17 protein-coding genes are annotated in these 20024 nt (G+C 62.9%); 8 read left to right on the top strand and 9 right to left on the bottom strand.

Annotation, left to right across the window (positions count from 1 at the left end; genetic code table 11):
* Positions 1 to 94: 94 nt before the first annotated feature.
* The 3 genes from BW970_RS07180 to argB are packed head-to-tail and all read right to left on the bottom strand — an operon-like array spanning position 95 to position 2120.
* Positions 95 to 604 carry a SixA phosphatase family protein gene (locus BW970_RS07180; RefSeq protein ID WP_076529716.1) on the bottom strand — a complete coding sequence of 170 codons (510 nt, stop codon included), beginning with the start codon at positions 602 to 604 and terminating at the stop codon, positions 95 to 97.
* Positions 601 to 1245 (bottom strand): ferredoxin, encoded by a 645-nt coding sequence (locus BW970_RS07175; protein WP_076529715.1) that lies wholly within the window; start codon positions 1243 to 1245, stop codon positions 601 to 603. The genes BW970_RS07180 and BW970_RS07175 overlap by 4 nt, the downstream gene beginning before the upstream one ends.
* The gene (gene argB / locus BW970_RS07170) at positions 1242 to 2120 is read right to left on the bottom strand and encodes an acetylglutamate kinase (protein WP_076530196.1); all 879 of its coding nucleotides are present in this window, start codon (positions 2118 to 2120) and stop codon (positions 1242 to 1244) included. The genes BW970_RS07175 and argB overlap by 4 nt, the downstream gene beginning before the upstream one ends.
* Before the next feature lie 155 nt (positions 2121 to 2275).
* On the opposite strand from argB, the gene BW970_RS07165 reads away from it, so the two are divergent.
* The gene (locus BW970_RS07165; RefSeq protein ID WP_076529714.1) at positions 2276 to 3007 is read left to right on the top strand and encodes an SDR family oxidoreductase; all 732 of its coding nucleotides are present in this window, start codon (positions 2276 to 2278) and stop codon (positions 3005 to 3007) included.
* A gap of 20 nt (positions 3008 to 3027) precedes the next feature.
* On the opposite strand, the gene BW970_RS07160 is transcribed toward BW970_RS07165, so the two are convergent.
* Entirely contained in the window at positions 3028 to 3501 is a 474-nt protein-coding gene (locus BW970_RS07160) for a GNAT family N-acetyltransferase (RefSeq protein WP_076529713.1), read from the bottom strand.
* A 177-nt stretch (positions 3502 to 3678) separates the two neighbouring features.
* Here BW970_RS07160 and BW970_RS07155 point away from each other — a divergent pair, with 177 nt between their 5' ends.
* The 5 genes from BW970_RS07155 to BW970_RS07135 all read left to right on the top strand — a co-directional run bounded on the left by BW970_RS07155 (position 3679) and on the right by BW970_RS07135 (position 9729).
* The gene (locus tag BW970_RS07155) at positions 3679 to 4968 is read left to right on the top strand and encodes an ABC transporter permease (protein ID WP_076529712.1); all 1290 of its coding nucleotides are present in this window, start codon (positions 3679 to 3681) and stop codon (positions 4966 to 4968) included.
* Positions 4961 to 5647, top strand: coding sequence for an ABC transporter ATP-binding protein (locus tag BW970_RS07150; protein ID WP_076529711.1), 687 nt, complete (start codon positions 4961 to 4963; stop codon positions 5645 to 5647). The genes BW970_RS07155 and BW970_RS07150 overlap by 8 nt, the downstream gene beginning before the upstream one ends.
* A 99-nt stretch (positions 5648 to 5746) precedes the next feature.
* Positions 5747 to 6520, top strand: a complete 774-nt coding sequence (locus tag BW970_RS07145; RefSeq protein ID WP_076529710.1) for a peptidoglycan-binding domain-containing protein — start codon at positions 5747 to 5749, stop codon at positions 6518 to 6520.
* 162 nt (positions 6521 to 6682) lie between these two features.
* Positions 6683 to 7897, top strand: a complete 1215-nt coding sequence (locus tag BW970_RS07140; protein ID WP_076529709.1) for an NADP-dependent isocitrate dehydrogenase — start codon at positions 6683 to 6685, stop codon at positions 7895 to 7897.
* Positions 7898 to 8286: 389 nt separating this feature from the next.
* Positions 8287 to 9729, top strand: coding sequence for a cobyric acid synthase (locus tag BW970_RS07135; RefSeq protein WP_076529708.1), 1443 nt, complete (start codon positions 8287 to 8289; stop codon positions 9727 to 9729).
* Positions 9730 to 9779: 50 nt separating this feature from the next.
* On the opposite strand, the gene BW970_RS07130 is transcribed toward BW970_RS07135, so the two are convergent.
* A complete protein-coding gene (locus BW970_RS07130; protein ID WP_076529707.1) occupies positions 9780 to 10754 on the bottom strand; it encodes a response regulator in 975 nt (324 codons plus the stop codon).
* Positions 10755 to 10913: 159 nt separating this feature from the next.
* On the bottom strand, positions 10914 to 14123 hold the full coding sequence (locus BW970_RS07125) for a PAS domain-containing sensor histidine kinase (RefSeq protein ID WP_076529706.1): 3210 nt from the start codon (positions 14121 to 14123) through the stop codon (positions 10914 to 10916).
* Positions 14124 to 14627: 504 nt separating this feature from the next.
* On the opposite strand from BW970_RS07125, the gene BW970_RS07120 reads away from it, so the two are divergent.
* A complete protein-coding gene (locus BW970_RS07120) occupies positions 14628 to 15443 on the top strand; it encodes a response regulator (protein ID WP_076529705.1) in 816 nt (271 codons plus the stop codon).
* An 88-nt stretch (positions 15444 to 15531) separates the two neighbouring features.
* The gene (locus BW970_RS07115) at positions 15532 to 15978 is read left to right on the top strand and encodes a response regulator (RefSeq protein ID WP_076529704.1); all 447 of its coding nucleotides are present in this window, start codon (positions 15532 to 15534) and stop codon (positions 15976 to 15978) included.
* A gap of 5 nt (positions 15979 to 15983) precedes the next feature.
* Here the strand turns inward: BW970_RS07115 and BW970_RS07110 are convergent, their stop codons facing one another.
* The 3 genes from BW970_RS07110 to BW970_RS07100 form a co-directional block, all read right to left on the bottom strand.
* Positions 15984 to 18164, bottom strand: a complete 2181-nt coding sequence (locus BW970_RS07110; RefSeq protein WP_076529703.1) for a sensor histidine kinase — start codon at positions 18162 to 18164, stop codon at positions 15984 to 15986.
* 74 nt (positions 18165 to 18238) lie between these two features.
* Positions 18239 to 18604, bottom strand: coding sequence for an Hpt domain-containing protein (locus BW970_RS07105; RefSeq protein ID WP_076529702.1), 366 nt, complete (start codon positions 18602 to 18604; stop codon positions 18239 to 18241).
* A 2-nt stretch (positions 18605 to 18606) separates the two neighbouring features.
* Positions 18607 to 19545, bottom strand: coding sequence for a response regulator (locus BW970_RS07100; RefSeq protein ID WP_076529701.1), 939 nt, complete (start codon positions 19543 to 19545; stop codon positions 18607 to 18609).
* Between the last annotated feature and the right edge of the window lie 479 nt (positions 19546 to 20024).

Raw genomic sequence — 20024 nt, 5'->3', positions numbered from 1 at the left:
GTGTCTTCTCTGGTTTCCCCACTTGCCTCTTTGTGGGGCAGAGCGGGGCGTGTCCAGAGAAAACCTCGGGAAATCGTGATCGGGCGTGAACGGATCAGCCTTCGAGGCTGCGCGGTGCCACGAAATCCAGCACCGACCCGGTGCCGAAAGCGACATCCTGCCAGCGCGCGGCCTCGAAGGTGGCCACCAGGGTGGCGCCGCTGGGATAGCGGCGGAACTCGGGGTCGGCCGGGGCGCGGGCCAGCAGGCGTTCGGCAAATTCCGCGATGCCGGGGTTGTGGCCCAGCATCATGACCACGGGCGCGGTGGCGCTGCGCAGCACAGCAAGCATCACGTCGGGCCCGGCATGGTACAGCGCGGGTTTCAGCGTGGCCTCCGGCGTGCCGGGCAGATGGGGAGCGATCCGCTCCCAGGTTTCGCGGGTGCGGGCAGCATCAGAGCACAACACTTCCCCCGGCACATCCCCGCGCGAGGCCAGCCAGCCCCCGATCAACCCCGCCGCCCGGATGCCGCGCGCATTCAGCGGGCGGTCGTGGTCTGCGACGGTGGGATCATCCCAACTGGATTTGGCGTGGCGGGTCAGAATCAGACGAAGGGTGCTCATTTATGAAACATGCTCATGTGATAGGCGGATTGCGACTCCACCCTGCCATAGCTTTGGGCAACTGGACAGGCCCGTCTCACCTGGCAGCCTGCGGCAAGACAGTCGGTGCCAGAGGCTGCCAGCCAGGTCCGGCAGGCGGGCACGTCGTACCCTGCGCCGGTCAACGCGGTGGCGGGGCAGGCGGACAGGCAGGGGCGGGGGCAGCCATCGCAGGGGCAGGGCGGCGGCGGCGGCAGATCGAGGTGCCGTTTCAGCGCCAATGCGCCGCGATAACTGACCATCAGCCCGGCCCTGTCATGCACCAGCAGATGCACCGGGCTGGCCCAGGCCCGCCCGCTGGCCAGCGCCCAGCGGTAGAACGGGGCAAAGGGCGGGCCGCCAAACGGGAACACCGCCTTGGCCGCCAGATCACAGGCGATGCGACCGATCACCCGGCGCGACCAGCGGTCCATCGGGTCGGGGCGGCCGTCCTGCCATTCGGGATCGGCGGTGAACCGAGGCCAGAATCCCGGCTCGTCCGGGCCGATCAGCAGCAAGGTGCGGGTGCCGGGCGGCGCCCCGTCGTCCGGGCCGGGATGGAAACCGCCGAACACGGCCAGCCGATGCGCGGCCAGCCGTGCGGAGATGTCGCCCAGGCTCACGCCTCGCGCGGTTTCACGCGCGGCTCGGTGGTGCGGATCATGCTGCCTGCGCCCTGATCGGTGAACAGTTCCAGCAGGCAGGCATTCGGGACGCGCCCGTCCAGGATGACCACGGCGCGCACGCCCTGATCCAGCGCGGCCAGCGCGGTTTCGGTCTTCGGGATCATGCCGCCGGCAATCACGCCGTCATCGGTCATCTGGCGGACCTCCTCGGGGGTGAGTTGGGTCATCACCTCGCCGGCGGCGTTCTTGACGCCTGCAACATCCGTCAGCAGCAACAGGCGATCGGCCTTGAGCGCCCCGGCAATGGCACCGGCGGCGGTGTCGCCGTTGACGTTGAAGGTCTCGTTCTCGTTCATCCCGGTGGCCACGGGGGCCACCACGGGAATGATGCCCGCGCTGAACAGATCGCGCAGCACCTGGACGTTCATTTCCACCGGCTTGCCGACAAAGCCCAGTTCGGGGTCGTCCGCCTCGCAGACCATCATGTCGTCGTCCTTGCCGGACAGGCCGACGGCGCGGCCGCCTTCGTCCATGATGGCCTGGACGATGCGCTTGTTCACAAGGCCGGTGAGCACCATTTCCACCACCTCGACCGTGGCCTTGTCGGTCACGCGCTTGCCGCGCACGAATTCCGACTTGATCCCCAGCCGGGCCAGCAGATCGTTGATCATCGGTCCGCCGCCATGCACCACGACGGGATTGACCCCCACCTGGCGCATCAGCACGATGTCGCGGGCGAATTCGGCCATTGCAGCCTCGTCTCCCATGGCATTGCCGCCGAACTTCACCACCACGATGGCGCCGGCATAGCGTTGCAGATAGGGCAGGGCCTCGGACAGGGTCTTTGCGGTGGCGGCGGGATCGCGCGTCATGGCAAGCTGCTTTTTCATGGGGCCTCCGGTCGGGGCACAGTGGATGGGTGCCGTTTCGTAACCGCTTGCGCCGCGTCTGCCAAGGGCGGGTGATCCGGCACCCTTGCCTTTTCCCGCCCGCAGCTTACCTTGGGACCACAGCAGCGGAGGCGTGAATGCCCGAACAGAAAACCCTTGTCCTGACCGGCGCCTCGCGCGGGATTGGCCACGCCACGGTCAAGCGGTTCTCGGCAGAAGGATGGCGCGTGCTGACCTGTTCGCGCCAGCCCTTCGATGCGCGCTGTCCCTGGCCGGGAGGAGAGGAAAACCACATCCAGCTTGATCTTGTGGACCCGGAAAAGACCATCGCCGCCATTGAAACCATCAAGGCCAAGGTCGGCGGCAGGGTTCATGCGCTGGTGAACAATGCCGGGATCTCGCCCAAGGGCGCGGGGGGCGCGCGGCTGGGGACGCTGGATACCGACCTGCGGACCTGGGGGCAGGTGTTCCACGTCAATTTCTTTGCCCCCGTCGTGCTGGCGCGCGGGCTGAAGGACGAACTTTCGGCCGCCAAGGGGGCGGTCGTCAATGTCACCTCGATCGCGGGCAGCCGGGTCCATCCCTTTGCCGGAGCGGCCTATGCCACGTCCAAGGCCGCGCTGGCCGCGTTGACGCGGGAGATGGCGCATGACTTCGGGCCGCTGGGCGTGCGGGTCAATGCCATCGCGCCGGGAGAGGTGGAAACCTCGATCCTGTCGCCCGGCACCGACAAGATCGTCGAAGCATTGCCGATGCGCCGCCTGGGCCAGCCAAGCGAGGTCGCGGATGCGATCTGGTTCCTGTGTTCGGAGCAATCGAGCTATATCTCGGGAACCGAGATCGAGGTGAATGGCGCGCAGCACGTATGACCGTGTCGGCGGTGGCGTGATCAGCGCCGTGCCGGGCGCAGGCGCAGGGCCATATCCCAACGGTCAAGCCCCGCGCCAAAGCCGTTGGGGGCGACGGACCGCAGGCCGAAGCCGAACCCCGCATAAAACTGCTGTGTGTGCTGGCTGGTGGCCAGAACCACCTCGTCCACCTGCGGCAATGCGGCAGCAAGCCCAAGCCGTTCCCTCGTCAGGGCGGTTCCCAGCCCGGCGCCGTGGCAGGCACGGTGGATCATGCCCCAGCACAATGTCGCTTGCCGGGCATCGGCATCTATGATCAGCCCGCCACAGCCGACCACAATGCCATTGCGCAGCAGGACCAGATAGGGGGTGCGATCTGCCGTGATGCCGTGCAGGAACGCGCAGAACTCCGGTCGTTCCGAGGGATCGAAAAAAGGCGGCACATTGCTGTCGAAGATCGACAGGCAAGCCGCAAAGTCATCAGGTGCAAAGGGGCGGGAGGCGATGTCCGACATGGGACCAGCCTAGCCCGGAACCCGCCGGATTGCCCAGCCCGCACGCAGCGGCGCCACGCTTTTCCTGAATGTGCGGCGCCCCGCCGGGGCTTCGGCTTTGTGAAGCGGCGGGCGGTCTGTCAGGGTTGACCTTTTCAGGGGGCGCGGGCATGTCTGCCTGACACTCCGGGGGATCCCTTGGCCAGCCGCACAACACCCTTTTCCCGCTTCGAATGGATGATCGCCTGGCGCTACATGCGCGGGATCGGCGCCGATGGCGGCGTTTCGATCGTCACCATCATCAGCCTGCTGGGAATCACGCTGGCGGTATTCGCGCTGGTGGCCACGCTGGCGGTGCGGTCGGGCTTTCGTACCGAGTTTGTCGATACGATTCTGGGCGCGAATGCGCATGTCACCGTCTATGCGTCGGCACGCACGACCGAGCAGGGCGGGATAGAGCGCGGGATACAGGACTATGACGGCTGGGCCGAGCGTCTGGTGCGGGTGCCCGACGTCACGCGCGCGGCGCCGTTGATCCGTGGCCAGATCATGGCGAATGCGAATGGCCGCAATGCCGGGGCCGAGGTGTTCGGAATTGCGCTGGACGATCTGCGCGGCATACCGCGCGTTGCGGGCGCCGAAGCAGAGCTGGAAGGCGATCTGGCGCGCTTTGACGAGGGGATTGCCATCGGATCGGGGTTGGCCCGCGAACTTGGCGTGATGATCGGCGACCGGATCAAGGTAATTTCGCCCGAGGGGGTCAAGACGGCCTTTGGCACATCGCCCCGCGTCAATGCCTATGAGGTGGTCGCGATTTTCACAGCCGGGCGCTGGGACATCGACCGCACGCGCATCTACATGCCCTTTGCCGAGGCGCAGAGCTATTTCAACCGCGAAGGTCTTGCCGACGAGATCGAAGTGATGGTGCGCGACCCCGACAAGGTGGATGATATGGCCATGTCCCTGCTGCAACAGGCAGGCGACGGGGCGCTTGTCTGGACATGGCGCGATGCCTCGGGCAGCTTTCTGCGGGCGTTGACGGTCGAGGACAATGTGATGTTCGTCATCCTGTCCATTCTGGTGCTGATCGCCTCGTTGAACATCATCGCCGGGCTGATCATGCTGGTGCGCACCAAAAGCCGGGCCATCGGCATCCTGCGCACCATGGGCCTGACCGAAGGCGCGGTGCTGCGCATCTTCTTTCTGTGTGGCGTGGCGACAGGCGTTACCGGCACGCTGTTGGGGTTGGGTCTCGGGGTGCTGTTCGTGCAGAACATCGACTTTATCTTTGCGGTGGTGAACGGCATCGGGCAGGGCGGCGTCTGGGATCCGTCGATCCGGGGCATCTATGCGTTGCCGGCGGAACTGCGGCTGGTCGATGTGCTGAAATCGGCGGCCCTGTCGCTGGGCCTGTCGTTCATCGTGACCTTGCCGCCTGCGTGGCGGGCCGCCCGCATGAATCCGGTCGAGGCGCTGCGGCATGAGTGAGACGGTTCTGCGGCTGGACGGGATCCAGAAGACATATAACCCCGGCACTGTGGGCGCGGTGCATGTCCTGCGCGGCGCAAGCCTGCCGATCGCGCGGGGCGAGGTTGTGGCATTGGTCGCACCGTCGGGGTCGGGCAAGTCCACGCTGCTGCATATCGCGGGGCTGCTGGACACCCCCGACAAGGGCGTGGTGGAGATTGCAGGGCAGGACGCCGGCCGGTTGTCTGATCGCGCGCGCACAGCCATCCGGCGGGCCGAGGTGGGGTTCGTCTACCAGTTTCACCATTTGCTGCCCGAATTCAGCGCGCTGGAAAATGTCATGTTGCCGCAACAGGCCAATGGCGCCAGCGCCCGAAGGGCCAGGGACCGGGCGATGGAGCTTCTGTCACGGGTCGGCCTTGGCCCGCGCGCCGGGCATCGCCCCGCGCAACTGTCAGGAGGCGAGGCGCAGCGCGTCGCGTTCTGCCGTGCACTGGCCAATGCCCCAAAGCTGCTGCTGGCCGACGAGCCCACCGGCAACCTGGATCCCGCAACTGCGGATCAGGTCTTTGCGGTGCTGATGGACATCGTGCGGGAAACCGGCTTGTCCGCCTTGATCGCCACGCACAACATGGAACTCGCCGCCCGGATGGACCGCGTGGTTCGGCTGGCCGAGGGACAGGTCGCCGCCGAGGGCTGATCGCGCGCCGCTCATGCAACCATTTCCGCCCTTCGGCGTTACCTTGCCGAACGCTGCGGGGCTGGTCCCGCGGCACGTCACTGGTCAGGAGGCCGGATCATGCGGAGCCTAGTTCTTCCCCTTGTGCTTGGTGCGTCGCTGGCGGCGCCGGTTCCCGCGGCAGCCCAGGATCTGGGGGACGCAATCACAGGCATTGCGCAGACCCTGCTTGCCCAGCAGGTGGACCGCACCGCCTTTGCCGAGGCGCAGCGCGCGGACACGGCAGCCGCATATCGCAACTATCTTTCGCGATTTCCGAACGGCCTGCACAAGGCCGATGCCCAACGCGCCCTGGAACGCCTGGGCGATATCGTTTCGCGCCCCGACCCCCAGCCGGTGACGCCGCCAGCGGCGGATACGCCTGCCGCCCTCGAAGCCCAGATCGGTCTGAGTCGCGCGCAACGGCTGGAAATCCAGCAACAACTGACCCGACTGGGCTATGACACCCGCGGGGCCGACGGATTGTGGGGCAGCAACACCCGCAGCGCGATTTCGCGCTGGCAATCCGCGAACCGGCACTCCGTCACCGGCTATGTCACCGCCCGGCAGGTGCAGATGATTTCGGATCAGTTTTCCAGGATCACCCCGTCGCGCCCCGCGCCAGGGTCTGATGCGGAACGGGCGGAGCGTGCCCTTGATCTGACGGCCAGCGAACGGCGCGAGATACAGTTGCGCCTGACGCTGCTTGGCCATGGCACCCAAGGGACCAATGGCACCTTCGGCCCCCTGACGCGCAGTGCGATCTCCGCATGGCAGCGAGCGGCCGGTGAAACCGTCACCGGCTATATGACGGCCGACCAGGTGCGCAAACTGCAACGCCAGACCGGAGGGTGATCCGACCACCCGCCCGGCAGCAGAGCGCGACGGCGATCAGCGCCGGCTGCGCAACGGCAGCTGCGTTCAATTCGGTATGCAATCGCATACCGGACTTCCCAAACCAGCGCGGTTGCGATAAGACGCCCCCAGCGAATCCTCCAACCTGAAAGGGCGGCACGAATGAGCAAGATCAAGGTGGCAAACCCCATCGTCGAGATGGACGGCGACGAGATGACCCGGATCATCTGGGACTTCATCAAGAAGAAGCTGATCCTGCCCTATCTGGACGTTGACCTGCTGTATTATGATCTGGGCATCGAAGAGCGGGACCGCACCAACGACCAGATCACCATCGACGCTGCCAACAAGACCAAAGAGGTCGGCGTCGCGGTGAAATGCGCCACCATCACCCCGGACGAAGCCCGCGTCGAGGAATTCGGCCTCAAGGAAATGTGGAAGTCGCCCAACGGCACCATCCGCAACATCCTGGGCGGCGTGATCTTCCGCGAACCGATCATCTGCAAGAACGTGCCCCGCCTGGTGCCGGGCTGGACCCAGCCCATCGTGGTGGGCCGCCATGCCTTTGGCGACCAGTACCGCGCCACCGATTTCCGCTTCCCCGGCAAGGGCAAGCTGACGATCAAGTTTGTTGGCGAAGACGGCACCGTGATCGAACGCGACGTGTTCGATGCCCCCGGTTCGGGCGTGACCATGGCCATGTACAACCTGGACCAGTCGATCATCGACTTTGCCCGCGCCTCGATGAACTATGGCCTGGTCAAGGGCTGGCCGGTGTACCTCAGCACCAAGAACACCATCCTCAAGGCCTATGACGGCCGCTTCAAGGATCTGTTCCAGCAGGTGTTCGACGAGGAATTCGCCGACAAGTTCAAGGCTGCCGGCATCACCTATGAACACCGCCTGATCGACGATATGGTCGCCTCGGCGATGAAATGGTCGGGTGGCTACGTCTGGGCCTGCAAGAACTATGATGGCGACGTGCAGTCGGACACCGTCGCGCAGGGCTTTGGATCGCTGGGCCTGATGACCTCGGTGCTGATGACGCCCGATGGCAAGACGGTCGAGGCAGAGGCGGCGCACGGCACCGTGACCCGCCACTACCGCGAACATCAGAAGGGCAAGGAAACCTCGACCAACTCCATCGCGTCGATCTTTGCCTGGACCGGCGGGCTGAAGCACCGCGCCAAGCTGGACAACAACGCGGACCTGCTGCGCTTTGCCGAAACGCTGGAGCGGGTGACGGTGCAAACCGTCGAGGACGGCTTCATGACCAAGGATCTCGCGCTGCTGGTCGGCCCGGATCAGAAGTGGCTGTCGACGATGGGCTATCTGGAAAAGGTCGATGAGTATCTGAACAAGGCCCTGGCGGGCTGATCCCGGCCTTGCACGGATTGGACCAAGGGGGGCGTGCGGTGGCACGCCCCCTTTTTGATGACGGACTCGCCATGTGCCCGGCAGCGCCGCTCGTGTAGGCCGCAACGAAGGGGGCTTTGCCCCCGCCGCCCGTTCCGGGCGACTCTCCCAGGGTATTTCAGGCAAGATGAAAGTAACACGATGTTAACCGACTTGGGCGATCATGGGGCTGCGGTACAGGGAGGGGTCCCGATGACCGCGCAAGGTGAAAGCGCCGCGCCTCCCCCGCCTTGGCGGCCCGAGGTGCGGCGCGATCTTGCCGGGGGTTTCATCTTGCCTTCAAATACCCTGGGGGTGAGCGCTGCAAGCGCGAGGGGGCAAGGCCCCCTTTCCTGGTCGGATCGCCGCAGATGACTGCGTTGATGATTCAGGGTACCGGATCCGATGTGGGAAAATCCCTGCTTGTTGCCGGTCTGTGCAGGGCGGCGCGTAACCGGGGTTTGCGTGTGTTGCCGTTCAAGCCTCAGAACATGTCGAACAACGCGGCTGTCACCTCTGACGGGGGCGAGATCGGGCGGGCGCAGGCGTTGCAGGCACTCGCCTGTGGGGTCGAACCGCGTGTGGACATGAATCCCGTGTTGCTCAAGCCCGAAACAGACATCGGCGCGCAGGTGATCGTGCAGGGGCGTCGGCTTGGCAGCTATGCGGCACGGGCCTATGGCGGATTGAAGCCTCAGTTGGCTGCGGCGGTGATGGACAGTTTTTCGCGCTTGAGGGCGCAGGCCGATCTGGTGATTGTCGAAGGTGCGGGCAGCCCGGCAGAGGTCAATCTGCGGCATGGGGATATCGCCAACATGGGGTTCGCCTGTGCGGCCGATGTGCCTGTCGTGCTGGTGGGAGATATTGATCGGGGCGGGGTGATCGCGCAGATTGTCGGCACCCAGGCAGTTCTGGAGCCCGGCGACACCGCGATGATCGCCGGATTTGTGATCAATCGGTTCCGGGGTGATCCGCGCCTGTTTGACGATGGCTATCGGCTGATAGAGGCGCGCACCGGGTGGCGCGGCTTTGGCGTGGTGCCATGGTTTGCCGATGCGCGGCTGTTGCCTGCCGAGGATGCGCTTGATCTGGCCCCGGCAGGTGGCGGGCCGGTCAAGGTGGTGTGCCTGGGCCTGTCCCGCATTGCAAACTTTGACGATCTCGATCCGCTCAAGATGGAGCCGGGCCTGAGCGTGCAGATGCTGATGCCGGGCCAGGCGATTCCGGGCGATGCCGGGCTGGTGATTGTGCCGGGGACCAAATCCACCCGCGGCGACCTGGCATTTCTGCGCGACCAGGGTTGGGACATAGATCTGCTGGCGCATCACCGGCGTGGGGGGCGAATACTGGGGATCTGCGGTGGCTATCAGATGCTGGGCCGCAGCGTGTCCGATCCGGAGGGGCTTGAGGGGCCTCCGGGGATCACCGCGGGCCTGGGATTGCTGCAGGTCGATACTGTGATGCACCCGCACAAGCGGCTGGCGCGGGTTCGGGGCACCCATGCAGGCACCGGGTTGGTGGTGTCAGGCTATGAGATCCACATCGGGACAACACAGGGCCCGGACCGGGCCCGGCCATTTGCCCATGTCGAGGGCCGTCCGGAGGGGGCGCGATCCGCCGATGGCCGGGTCGAGGGCAGCTATCTGCATGGGATGTTCGCCGAAGATCGTTTTCGGTCAGATTGGGTGGCGGCGCTTGGCGCGGTGCCGGGCGCCACCTGCTATGGAGCGGCGGTCGATGGGGTGCTGGACCGGCTGGCGGTGCATCTGGAGGCCCATGTCGATGTCGGGGCGCTGCTGGCGCTGGCACGCTAGCGGGCCGCCGTGAACGCGGTTCGGGGCGTTCCCGGCGGCGTGCCAGCGGCTCAGGCGGTCTTAAAGGACTCTTCGGCCACATCTGCCTTGTCGTTTGTCACCGATGCGATGGCCTGTTGGAGCATTTCCGTGCCGCGCGGGCGCGAGAAGAACGACTTGCGCACGATCTGTCCAACCGCGATCACCGGCGCCGGTACCTTGTCCGAGACATAGATGTCATCGAAATCGTGCAGCCGTGTGCGGATCTGGTCTTCGATGTCCTGCATGTCGGCGCCCCTCATATCCCCCAGGACGGCAACGAAGGTGCCGTTGCCGGCATAAGAGATCAGAGCCTTGGACGATTTCAGCGCCGTCTCGATCGTGACGCCGACATCATAGAGCATGTTGAGGAAGCTCACGCGCGATGTCGCCTCGAAGATCACATCCGCGTTTCGGATCGTGAAGGCGCAGGCCGCGGTGCCGTAGCTGTCCTTGACACTGAGGCTGAGCAGGTAGTTCTCCAGCGCGGAGAATTCGATGATCCGGTCGAAACCTTGCAGCATGATGCGGCTGGCGAGATCGAAATCCAGCTCCTCGGGCAGGATCGAGGTGTCGGCGGCCTCGCTCATCAGGCCGATGCGCTGTTCGAGCAGCAGGTTGCGCGACTGTTCTGCGATGAGGCGTTCGACCATCTGAATCCGGGCGCGCAGTTCCAGCGAGTCGAGCGGTTTGGTCAGATAATCCGACGCTCCGGCAGCAAAGGCATCGTCGATATACTGACGATCGTTCATGGCGGTGATCATCAGGATCGGCGTGCGCTTGTAGCCCGTGACAGCGCGGATCTTGCGGCACAGTTCCACCCCGTCCATGCCCGGCATACGGATGTCGAGCAGGATGCAGTCAAAGAACTCCTTGCTCATCTCGAGTTCGCGCAGGGCTTCCTTGGCGGAATAGACCGGCGTTATGTCGCTGAAGCCTTGCTCTTGCAAAGCCACCTCGAGGATTTCGAGGAACAGGGGCTCGTCATCGACAGCAAGAATTCTCATCGTTCTTACCTTTCCGGCGCGTTCGGGCCGTCGCATCTCGCGCCGAGGGGGCTTCGGTCGCGCGTTTATTCATCTTCTGGAAACTTGATCCGCGAAATTGGTTAAATATAGACACGATTGTGGCAGCGGTAGGATTTCACATCGTTGCGGGCTGCCGGATCACCCTGCGGCGGCTTCGGCATCTTCGGCCATGGGGAGCGGCAGGACGACGCGAACGCAGGTTCCCACCCCGGCCTGGCTGTCCAGTCGGATGTCGCCCCCCATCAGCAGCACCAGCTCGCGCACGATGGACAGACCAAGGCCAGTCCCCCCGAATCTGCGGGTCACGCTGCCATCGCCCTGCTCGAAGCTGCGAAAGACGCGGTCGCTTTGTTCGGGGGTCATGCCCACACCCGTATCCCGCACTTCGAACACCACAGGCTGATTGGCGCGGCACGAAACGCTGAGCGTGACCGATCCGGCGGTTGAGAACTTGATCGCGTTGCTGAGCAGGTTGTGCAGGATCTGCTGGATGCGATGCGGATCGCCGATGCGGCGCAGGTCAACGCCGGTCGAGGCGACAATATCGAATTCCAGACCTTTCTCATCGGCCTGAATTGCATAGACCGCGTCGATCTGTGCCAGAATGTCGTGCAGCACCAGAGGCACGTTTTCTATCTCCATCTTGCCTGCTTCGATCTTGGACATGTCGAGGATGGAGTTCAGAACTGTCAGCAGCGTTTCGCCGGATTGGCGGATCGTTGCGATCATGCGTTGCTGTTCGGGGTTGGTGATCTGCATCCCCAGAACTTCGGCCAATCCCAGCACACCGTTCAGCGGGGTGCGAATCTCGTGGCTCATGTTGGCGAGGAAGATGGATTTGGCGCGGCTCATGTCTTCTGCCCTGGCCAATGCCTCTTGCAGCCGCTCGGTGGCGAGCAGTTGCTCGGTGATGTCCCAGAACGAGATCACGGTGTTCCGCCGGCCTTCTGCAGTCTCCACAGGGGTGGCATTGCAGGTCAGTATTTGGCGTCGCCCGTCCGACCAGCGCACGGCAAACCGGATGTCGCGCAGGATTGTGCCAGCCGCCCGCGCCAGATTGCAGGGGCCCTGATCCAGCGACATCGGCGTGCCATCAAGGGTTTCCAGCGTCCAGACAGGCCCGTCGAGTTGTCGCCCATAAAACAATCCCGGCTTCAGGCGCAGCACCTGTTCGGCCTCGGAGTTGCAGTACAGCAGAAAATCCCGGTCATCGTAAATGGCGATGGCGGCGACGTTGCTTTCCATGGCGGAGGTGAGATAGGCGTCGCTCTGGCGGACTTCCTGTTCCAGGCGCTTTTGTTCGCTGATGTCGATGTCGACCCCGACGAACTGCTGCGGCTCTCCCTGGGTGCCGCGTCCGACGATACGGCCGCGCGACAGCACCCAGACCCAATGCCCATCGGTGTGACGCATCCTGAACTCATGCTCGAACACATCCGGCGTCTGGCCGCGAAGCTGTGGCGCACTGGATTCCAGCATGTGCCTGTCGTCGGGATGGACCAGATCCAGAAAGGCGCGATGTGTCAGCGTCAGGTTATCGTGATCGGTCGGCAATCCCACAATCTGCGACCACTGCCTGCAAACGACCACCACGCCCTTGGCCAGATCCAGTTCCCAGGTGCCCACGCGGGTCCAGTCCATGATGTTGTGCAGCCGTTGTTCGGCAACGGCCCGTTCATTCAGGGCGATCTTCAGTTGCAGGTTCGCGGTGTCGAGTGCGGCCATCTGATTGTGCCGCGTCGTGATGTCGATCTGCACCGCGATCAGGCCGCCATCCACCGTGCGGCTGTTGACCCTACGGAACCAGCGGCCATCCATGGTGCGGTACTCGTCAAGATAGCTGGCCTGGCGGTAGGCCAGAAGCAGTCGCTCCAGATAGGCATCGACCGACGCCTCTTGAGCTGGCAGGTCATGCAGCCCGCGCTCCATGGAAATTCGTAGCAGGTCGCGCAGGGCCAGTCCGGGAACCAGTATGTCGGCAAGCTGGGGAAAGGCCGCGACCTGGGCCGGGTTGCACACCAGCAGCCGTTCCTGGGCGTCAAAGATCATCACCGCATCGGGCAGGGCGTTCACCGCGTTTTCCAGTTGCGACTGCGCGGCTGCCGCCGAGCGTGCAAGCTGTTCGACAGCGGCCTGCTGTTGCTTGAGTTCGGTGACGACCGTTTCCACCGAGACAAAGCCCTGAAGTGTTCCATCCTCATCCATCAGGGGCAGCACGTTGAATTCGACGTGGTAGCGGTTTCCGTGCCGGTCCTTGTTGATCATCTGGCCACGGAGCGGCTGGGCCTGGGCGATTGCGTCGCCGACCTTGGCAACCATGGCCGGATCGCTTTCCTCGCACCGCACCAGATCTGGCAGGTTGCGGCCGCGGATTTCCGCCAGCGTCCATCCGGTGTGGGTTTCGAATGCGCGGTTCACCCATGTGACGCAAAGGCCGGTATCCATGATCACGACAAGGTTGCTCATGGCGCGGGTGACACTGCCCAGCGTGCGCAATTCCTCTTTCATCTTGTGTGCTTCGGTCACGTCACGCACAAGAAAGACGCTTGCCGGATTGGGGTCGGCGGCGGACGATGACTTGCGGGCGCCGCTGATGTCGAACATGTACCGACCTGTCGGCAGGTCCAGGGCAAAGGTCAGGTTGCCGACCTTGCCGTCTTTTTGCACGCGGCGAAACGCCTCTCGCGCAACCTCTGCCGCGCCGGGCGGCAGCACCGATCCGATTTCCTTGCCGGCGAATTGCTCGGGTTCCACCAGAAACAGGTTTTCCGGGCCACCGGCAAAGTTGGTGTAGTGGCCGGTCGCATCAACCTCGAACAAAAGATCGGGCAGGGCACGCAGCGTCGTCTCCAGCCGGTCTGCCATGACGATCCTGGCGATTTCGGTCCGCCCCTTGCGCGACACTTCGGCAAGAACGCCTGCAATTTCTTGCAGAAACGGCAGATAGTCATCGCCGGTCTCGAAGGTTTCGGCCATCTCGCAGCACAGAAAGCCCAGAATGTCATCATCGGCGCGCATCAGGGCCACCGCGCAGCGTCGGATGCCGAGGTCAGACAGAAACCGGGCCAGCACGGGTGAACCGTCAAGATCTGTGGTCGCGTCGATCACCCCGGCCTGTGCCGGGGGCGGCAAGGGAAAACGGTCGATAACGGGGATGCCGTCCTGTGGATGGCTGGCATGGCCCACACGAAATTCGCCGCTATTCTCGGTCAGAAAGGTCCATGATCTGCCACCACCCAGCACGGCGGACATTTCGCGCAGCGCCGCGCCGATGCCGGTCCCCAGTTCCGAAGCGGGCGTGGCGAGAAGGTTTCGCAGAACCCGTGTCACCAAGATATGCCGCGCCATGAGGCGGTCCTTTCTGTGCATTCGGTCCGTATGGCCTTGCCACGGGTTGATTTTGGTCCCTTGTCTCAGCTATGTCGGCGGCTGGACAGGCATGATACAGGGCTGTTCGCGGCTTCTGTAGATAAACTGCACTCAACCACAGCGATACAGCAAGGTGGCTGTTGCAGGGCAGGGTCAGAATCTGCGCCAAGATGTGCCAAAGTGATACATCCTTTCTGTGCCAAAATGCCGCATCCACGGGCCTTTATGCAGATCTGTCATGGTGCAGCTACCTTATAGGTTGTATTGCGGATTCGCATTGTGCTAAACATTGCGGTAAGATGCTGATGGTGATTGCACGGGTCTGGGTCGGGCTGTACGCGTGCGCTGTGTAACAAGTACTGTAACGGCGGGCCTAGCGTCTGGCTGATTACTATTTTATTGAAGTTCGCCGGAACCTCTCCGGCACCCTCTTGAGGGCAGCGGAACCCGACCTGAACGCAGGCAAAGACTCAAGGATTTACAGTGGAACAGACGCCTTTCAGGCCAGTCGATGTTCTCCGCCGGCTGGAGACGGCGTATTCCGCTCAGGCCGAGGCCGGAAGCGGTTCGTTCGAGGCGTTTGGCAGTCTGGGGTGCGAGAACGGCAGGATCGGCGACCCCGAGGCGATGATGAGCCTGGTTCAGACGATTCTTGGCCTTGCGCCGTTCGACCGCCCAGGCCGCAGCTTGCGTCTGAAGGTCAGCGCCAAGGTGGGCAAGCCGATTGTCGTCGATGTTCTGGCCGACGAGGAACTGCCCCCGGTCGATCCTTCGGTCGAGGACCTGGTGGTCCGGCTGGGGGGGACGGTCGCCACGATCACGAACACGCAGGGCCGGACTGTGCGGATTACCCTGCCTTGGCCTGAAATCCAACTGGATGACGCAAGGGACGATGTTGCCCCCGAGGAAGACGCGGCAAGTCTGGAGGGGGTGCGGATCCTGATTGCCGACGACAGCGCGACCAACCGTCTTGTGCTGGAGGAGATGCTTGCAGACACCCGCGCAGAGTTGACCAGCGTGCAGGATGGCAAAGAGGCCGTCGATATCTGGCTGGATGGCCAATTCGACTTGCTGCTGCTGGATATTTCGATGCCGGTCATGGATGGCGTCACGGCCATTCGGGAAATTCGCGCCGCCGAGGTGACACGGGGCATGGCCCCCACTGCGGCGATCGCGGTAACGGCGAATGCCCTGGTGAACCAGGTGGCCGATTATCTGGTCGCAGGCTTTGACACGCATCTTGCCAAACCCTTCCGCCGCAAAGACCTGATGCATGCGATCCTGACACTCAGAAAATAATTTTTTCCTGAGCCACAATCATTTTCTTTCTTTTTATCCTCATCTTGGGGTATATCGCGCATGATGTCAGTTTGTTGAGGATTGGTTTATGCCGGAGGATGACCGCGCAAGCGACAGCGTTGCGTTTGCTGCTGCGCTCACGCCCTCACCGGATCGACCCTTGCGGATCCTGGTCGCGGATGATGATGAGATCAACCGTGCGATTGTAACCCACATCATCCTTGAACGGTCTGATATTCAGCTCACACTGGTGGAAGATGGCCGCCGCGCCTTGGAGCTGGCGCAGACTCAACGCTTCGATCTTTTGATCTTTGATCTGAACATGCCGCATATCAACGGCGACCGCCTGATTCGCCATCTGCGTGCCAGCCAGTCGCTCAATTCGACATCACCCATGATTCTGTTTACCGCAGCGGTTGACGCATCGGGGATATTGTCTGGCAACCGTGCGTCTGCGCTGGTCGATATCGTGTTGCCAAAGCCGATCCGGGCGGCCAGTTTTCTGGATGCCGTAGGCCGCCTGACGGGGCGCTGAGAGCGTCACGCCAGTTCCAGCGGCAGGACAAGCCGGATCGTCGTGCCTTCGCCAAGCTCGCTGTGCACCTCGATCTGTCCATGCATCAGCTCGACCAGCTTCGCCACGATTGCCATGCCCAGCCCGGTGCCTCCAAAGCGCCGTGTGACGCTGCCGTCGGCTTGTTCGAATGGCCGGAAAATGCGATCGACTTGCTCGGAGTACATGCCGATACCCGTGTCGCGCACCTCGACGATCATGGGCTTTCCGACAGCACAGGAAAACGTGACCATGATTTCGCCATCCGGCGTGAACTTGATCGCATTGCTCACCAGGTTTTGCAGGATTTGCATCAGGCGATGGGGGTCGCCAATACGTTGCAGGTCGGCCCGCCCGCTGGTGAACACCTCGAACGCCAGTTGCTTTTCGTCTGCGGCAACGGTGAAAAGCTCCTCGATCCGGGCGGCAAGATGGTCGGGGCGGAACAGGGCGGCTTCCAGTTCCAGCTTGCCAGCCTCGATCTTGGACATGTCCAGCACGTCATTCAGAATCGCCAGCAAGAGTTCGCCCGAATGCCTGATCGTGGTGATCATGCGCTTTTGCTCGGGGTCTTTGATCAGCCGGTCCAGCACCTCGGCCATGCCGAGAACACCGTTCAGCGGCGTCCGGATCTCGTGGCTCATGTTGGCGATGAACTGCGATTTGCTGCGGTTCTCGTATTCCGACTTTGCGGCGGCATCCCGCAGATGCAGCTCTGTCCGGTACTGATCGGTCACATCGGCCAGCGAGACAACGGCCTTTGCCTCGGATCCGGGGGCGGCAAGTTGCGAGGCGTTGATGGATATGACGCGGCGTTCCCCGTCAGACAGCCGTTTCAACGATATCAGCCGGTCGCGTACGGGTTTGCGGTCGCGGATCAACTGCACGAACGCCGCGCCCAGATCCGTCGCAGGGACGCCTTCGGGCCATTCGAATTGCCAGGCAGGATCTTTCAGGCTGACATCCGAGATTGCCCGGTTCTGCAAGCCCAGAACCTGTTCGGCCTCGGCATTGATGAACGTGATTTCGCCTGTGGAATCCAGCACAAGGATGCCCGCCATGCTGGTTTCCATCAGCCGCGACAGAAAATCCCGCTCGGCCTGGAGCGCGCCGGACAGAAATCGCCGCTCGGTCGTGTCCTGCAAACGCAGCACCCAGCCGACGACCGTGCCGGGCCGCCCCACATGCTGGTTGACCGGAAAGACGTCCGGCTCGAAATGCCGGTTGCGAACGCTGAGCGCCCGGCGCAGGGGGCTGCCATTGGTCTGGATGATCTCGTCGATGAAGGTCTTGAGATCGTGGCTTTGAGTGCTGAGCGGAAGGCTCTTGCCATGCCCGGCGCCGAACATGCGATTGGCTTCGGGGTTTCGCCCGACCAGATTGCCCTCGATGTCGAGCAGAAAGATCGGATCGGGCGAGTTGTTGAACAACAGATCCTTGGCAATCGCGCCGACATCCATCAGCCGATTCTGTGCCACCATCATCAGCAGGATGAACAGCGAGATGGAAAACGCAAAAGGCGTAGGATCGTAGCCGCGGATCGTGACCCCTGCAAACATGTACAAAATGTCGCTGAACGCAGGGGCGAGGGTGACAAGAAACAGTCCGATGAAAAAGGTGCGGTGATGCGCGTTTGCCAGCAATGCGCCGCGCAGCGTCACGACCATCGCGCAGATCATCATGGTGTAGAGATAGGTCGAAAACAGGTAGAACAGCGGCCCGCGGTCATATGCGATGGACATCTGCCCATTCACGATGACAGGCCCCGCCCCCGGCCCATAGAACAGATGATGCAGGTGGTTGCTGCCGACCACAAGCGCCGCCGCCAGCGGCCCAGCCCATAGGATGAACTTTCGCCACAGCCGGGGTTTTTGCGGGGCGCCAAAAGTGTAGTCGGTCAGGAAAAAGACCCAAGCCGTCGGCAGGAGCACGATCATCGGCCACGCCGTGCCTGACCAGAAGATCTTGCACGCGGCGCTGACCGACGAAATCTCCATGAAGACCGCAAAGAGCCACAGCAGCATGGCGACCAGGCTGATCACGAAATAGGTGCGGCCAAAAAAGTAGCTGCTACAGGCGCGATACAGCAGGTAAAAAATGCCGAACCAGAAAAACAGCGTCAGACCACTGAGCGCATCGATCTGCGACACATCGAAGCAATGCAACATTGGAAACCTCGTCGGACACAACGCCCATTAGGGCAGCGACCCTGGCCTGTCACGCCCAAAGTTCGATACGTTGTTCAGCGGCGCCCGCGTTCCAGCAGGTCTTCCATGGCGGCGTGAAATTCCCGGATCAATCCGTCGTGGCTGTCTACGGACAGAGCGCCCTGTCTGCGCGCCTCTGTCAACTGGCGGTCCAGCCGTGCGGCAAGGTCGCCCAACCTCTCGAAACCCAGCGTTGCGGCCACTCCGGCAACGCGATGGGCAATCGCCCCAACCTCGCCCAGGGCCTCGGCGGTTTGCGCCGGGTCGGCGGCGTCTTCCATCAGGATTTCTATTTCGACCGAATAGCTGTCAGCCAAGGCCAGAAACCGTTGACGGATAGCGCCAAGCGGATCCGGTCGCGTGGTCGTGGCAGAGTGGCCCGGCGTTTCAGACATGGACATGGTCACCTCGCAGCCATTGCGCGACGCGCGCTCTCACGGGCGTCGCGCATCAGGCTGCTGACGGACGTCCGGGTGAAGAAACCGGCGTGCTGCGCTTCGCCAACGCAGACGCGCGGAAGCGGGATGTTCAACGTCTGGTACAGGCGCTCGTACCGTTCCAGCGTCATCTCGATGGCATCCTGCAAGGCATAGGGATCCAGCTCACACCGTTGCGAGATCATGGCGATGAACTCGCCCTTTCCGGCATAGGCTATCAGGTGGGTGTAGGATTTCAACGCCCCGTCCACTGCCGCCGCGACATTGGCCATCGTGTCGATGTAGCCGATTCCGTCGGTCGAACAGAAAATTCCTTCGGCGTTCACAACCTTGAAGGCCACCGCTGTATGGCCATACAGCCGCAGCCGCCCCAAGGTCAGCGCATAGTTTTCCAACGCGAGATACGCGATGGTGCTGGAGACCTCGGTGATCGGGAACGCCTCTTCGAAGGTGATGTTCACCGCAGGCAAGCCGAAATCGCTCGAGATGCGGGATTCCACAGATGCGCGGCGCCGACGTTCGTCCAGCAGATCGCCGACCATGCGCAGGCGGGTGCGAATTTCGAGTTCGTCAACCGGCTTGTGCACATAGTCGTTGGCGCCTGCACGGAAGGCCCCCTCGACATATTGCAGGGTTTTCATGGCCGTGATCATCACGACCGGCGTGTCACGATAGTCTGGCAGGCTGCGCACGCGCCGACATAGTTCGATCCCGGTCATCTCGGGCATGTCGATGTCGAGCAGCAAACAGTCAAAGCTGTTTTGTCGGTCCCGCAGCAGGGCCAGCGCCTCGGCCCCGGACCCGACACAGCGCAGATCGGTATATCCGATAGAACTGAGAATATGCTCCAGCAACAACAGGAACACGGGGTCGTCATCAACCGCCAATATTCGCATCGGTGCCATGGCTCGCCTCTTGTTCCGTCTCTATTGGACCCGGATTGTGAACATTCGGCACAACCCGTGAATGAACAAAGCCGGGAAATAGTGGCGAAAATTTGTCTCAATTCGCGTAGTTGCGGGGCACTGTTTCCTTGCGAGCCAGCAGTGCAGGGCCATGATCTGCTGCCAAAGGGCGCTGTATTGGCGCGTAGGACAATGGGCTTGCGTGGTCAACTCGCCGGTATTGCGAGGCAAATCGCGGGTGTTGCTGGCCCGGATCCAATCGCTGCGGACACAGTCCCGTCAGCCATGCCGAAATCAACGACGCGTGATTGGCGGCGGACTTAAGTCTCGCTTAAGTTTCGCGGGGCACTTCGCCACCCATGAGAGAAGTTCGCGCCCTGTTGCTGACCCGTCCAGCCCCTTTCCCCCAAGACATTGTCTTGCCATCGCCTCCGGCCAGCGCCTGGAGTGCGGTCTGCTATGCGCCTGGGCCATGTTCT

The organism is Gemmobacter megaterium (assembly GCF_900156815.1).
GTDB classification, from domain to species: domain Bacteria; phylum Pseudomonadota; class Alphaproteobacteria; order Rhodobacterales; family Rhodobacteraceae; genus Wagnerdoeblera; species Wagnerdoeblera megaterium.
This window is presented reverse-complemented; position numbering and strand designations above follow the sequence as displayed.

What these genes read in the sequence shown, in the direction of transcription:
- BW970_RS07115 (WP_076529704.1), top strand. Translation starts at nt 15,532, where the DNA reads ATGCCGGAGGATGACCGCGCAAGCGACAGCGTTGCGTTTGCTGCTGCG.
- BW970_RS07135 (WP_076529708.1), top strand. Translation starts at nt 8,287, where the DNA reads ATGACTGCGTTGATGATTCAGGGTACCGGATCCGATGTGGGAAAATCC.
- BW970_RS07130 (WP_076529707.1), bottom strand. Translation starts at nt 10,754, where the DNA reads ATGAGAATTCTTGCTGTCGATGACGAGCCCCTGTTCCTCGAAATCCTC.
- BW970_RS07100 (WP_076529701.1), bottom strand. Translation starts at nt 19,545, where the DNA reads ATGGCACCGATGCGAATATTGGCGGTTGATGACGACCCCGTGTTCCTG.
- BW970_RS07140 (WP_076529709.1), top strand. Translation starts at nt 6,683, where the DNA reads ATGAGCAAGATCAAGGTGGCAAACCCCATCGTCGAGATGGACGGCGAC.
- BW970_RS07145 (WP_076529710.1), top strand. Translation starts at nt 5,747, where the DNA reads ATGCGGAGCCTAGTTCTTCCCCTTGTGCTTGGTGCGTCGCTGGCGGCG.
- argB (WP_076530196.1), bottom strand. Translation starts at nt 2,120, where the DNA reads ATGACGCGCGATCCCGCCGCCACCGCAAAGACCCTGTCCGAGGCCCTG.
- BW970_RS07160 (WP_076529713.1), bottom strand. Translation starts at nt 3,501, where the DNA reads ATGTCGGACATCGCCTCCCGCCCCTTTGCACCTGATGACTTTGCGGCT.
- BW970_RS07110 (WP_076529703.1), bottom strand. Translation starts at nt 18,164, where the DNA reads ATGTTGCATTGCTTCGATGTGTCGCAGATCGATGCGCTCAGTGGTCTG.
- BW970_RS07125 (WP_076529706.1), bottom strand. Translation starts at nt 14,123, where the DNA reads ATGGCGCGGCATATCTTGGTGACACGGGTTCTGCGAAACCTTCTCGCC.
- BW970_RS07180 (WP_076529716.1), bottom strand. Translation starts at nt 604, where the DNA reads ATGAGCACCCTTCGTCTGATTCTGACCCGCCACGCCAAATCCAGTTGG.
- BW970_RS07165 (WP_076529714.1), top strand. Translation starts at nt 2,276, where the DNA reads ATGCCCGAACAGAAAACCCTTGTCCTGACCGGCGCCTCGCGCGGGATT.
- BW970_RS07150 (WP_076529711.1), top strand. Translation starts at nt 4,961, where the DNA reads ATGAGTGAGACGGTTCTGCGGCTGGACGGGATCCAGAAGACATATAAC.
- BW970_RS07105 (WP_076529702.1), bottom strand. Translation starts at nt 18,604, where the DNA reads ATGTCCATGTCTGAAACGCCGGGCCACTCTGCCACGACCACGCGACCG.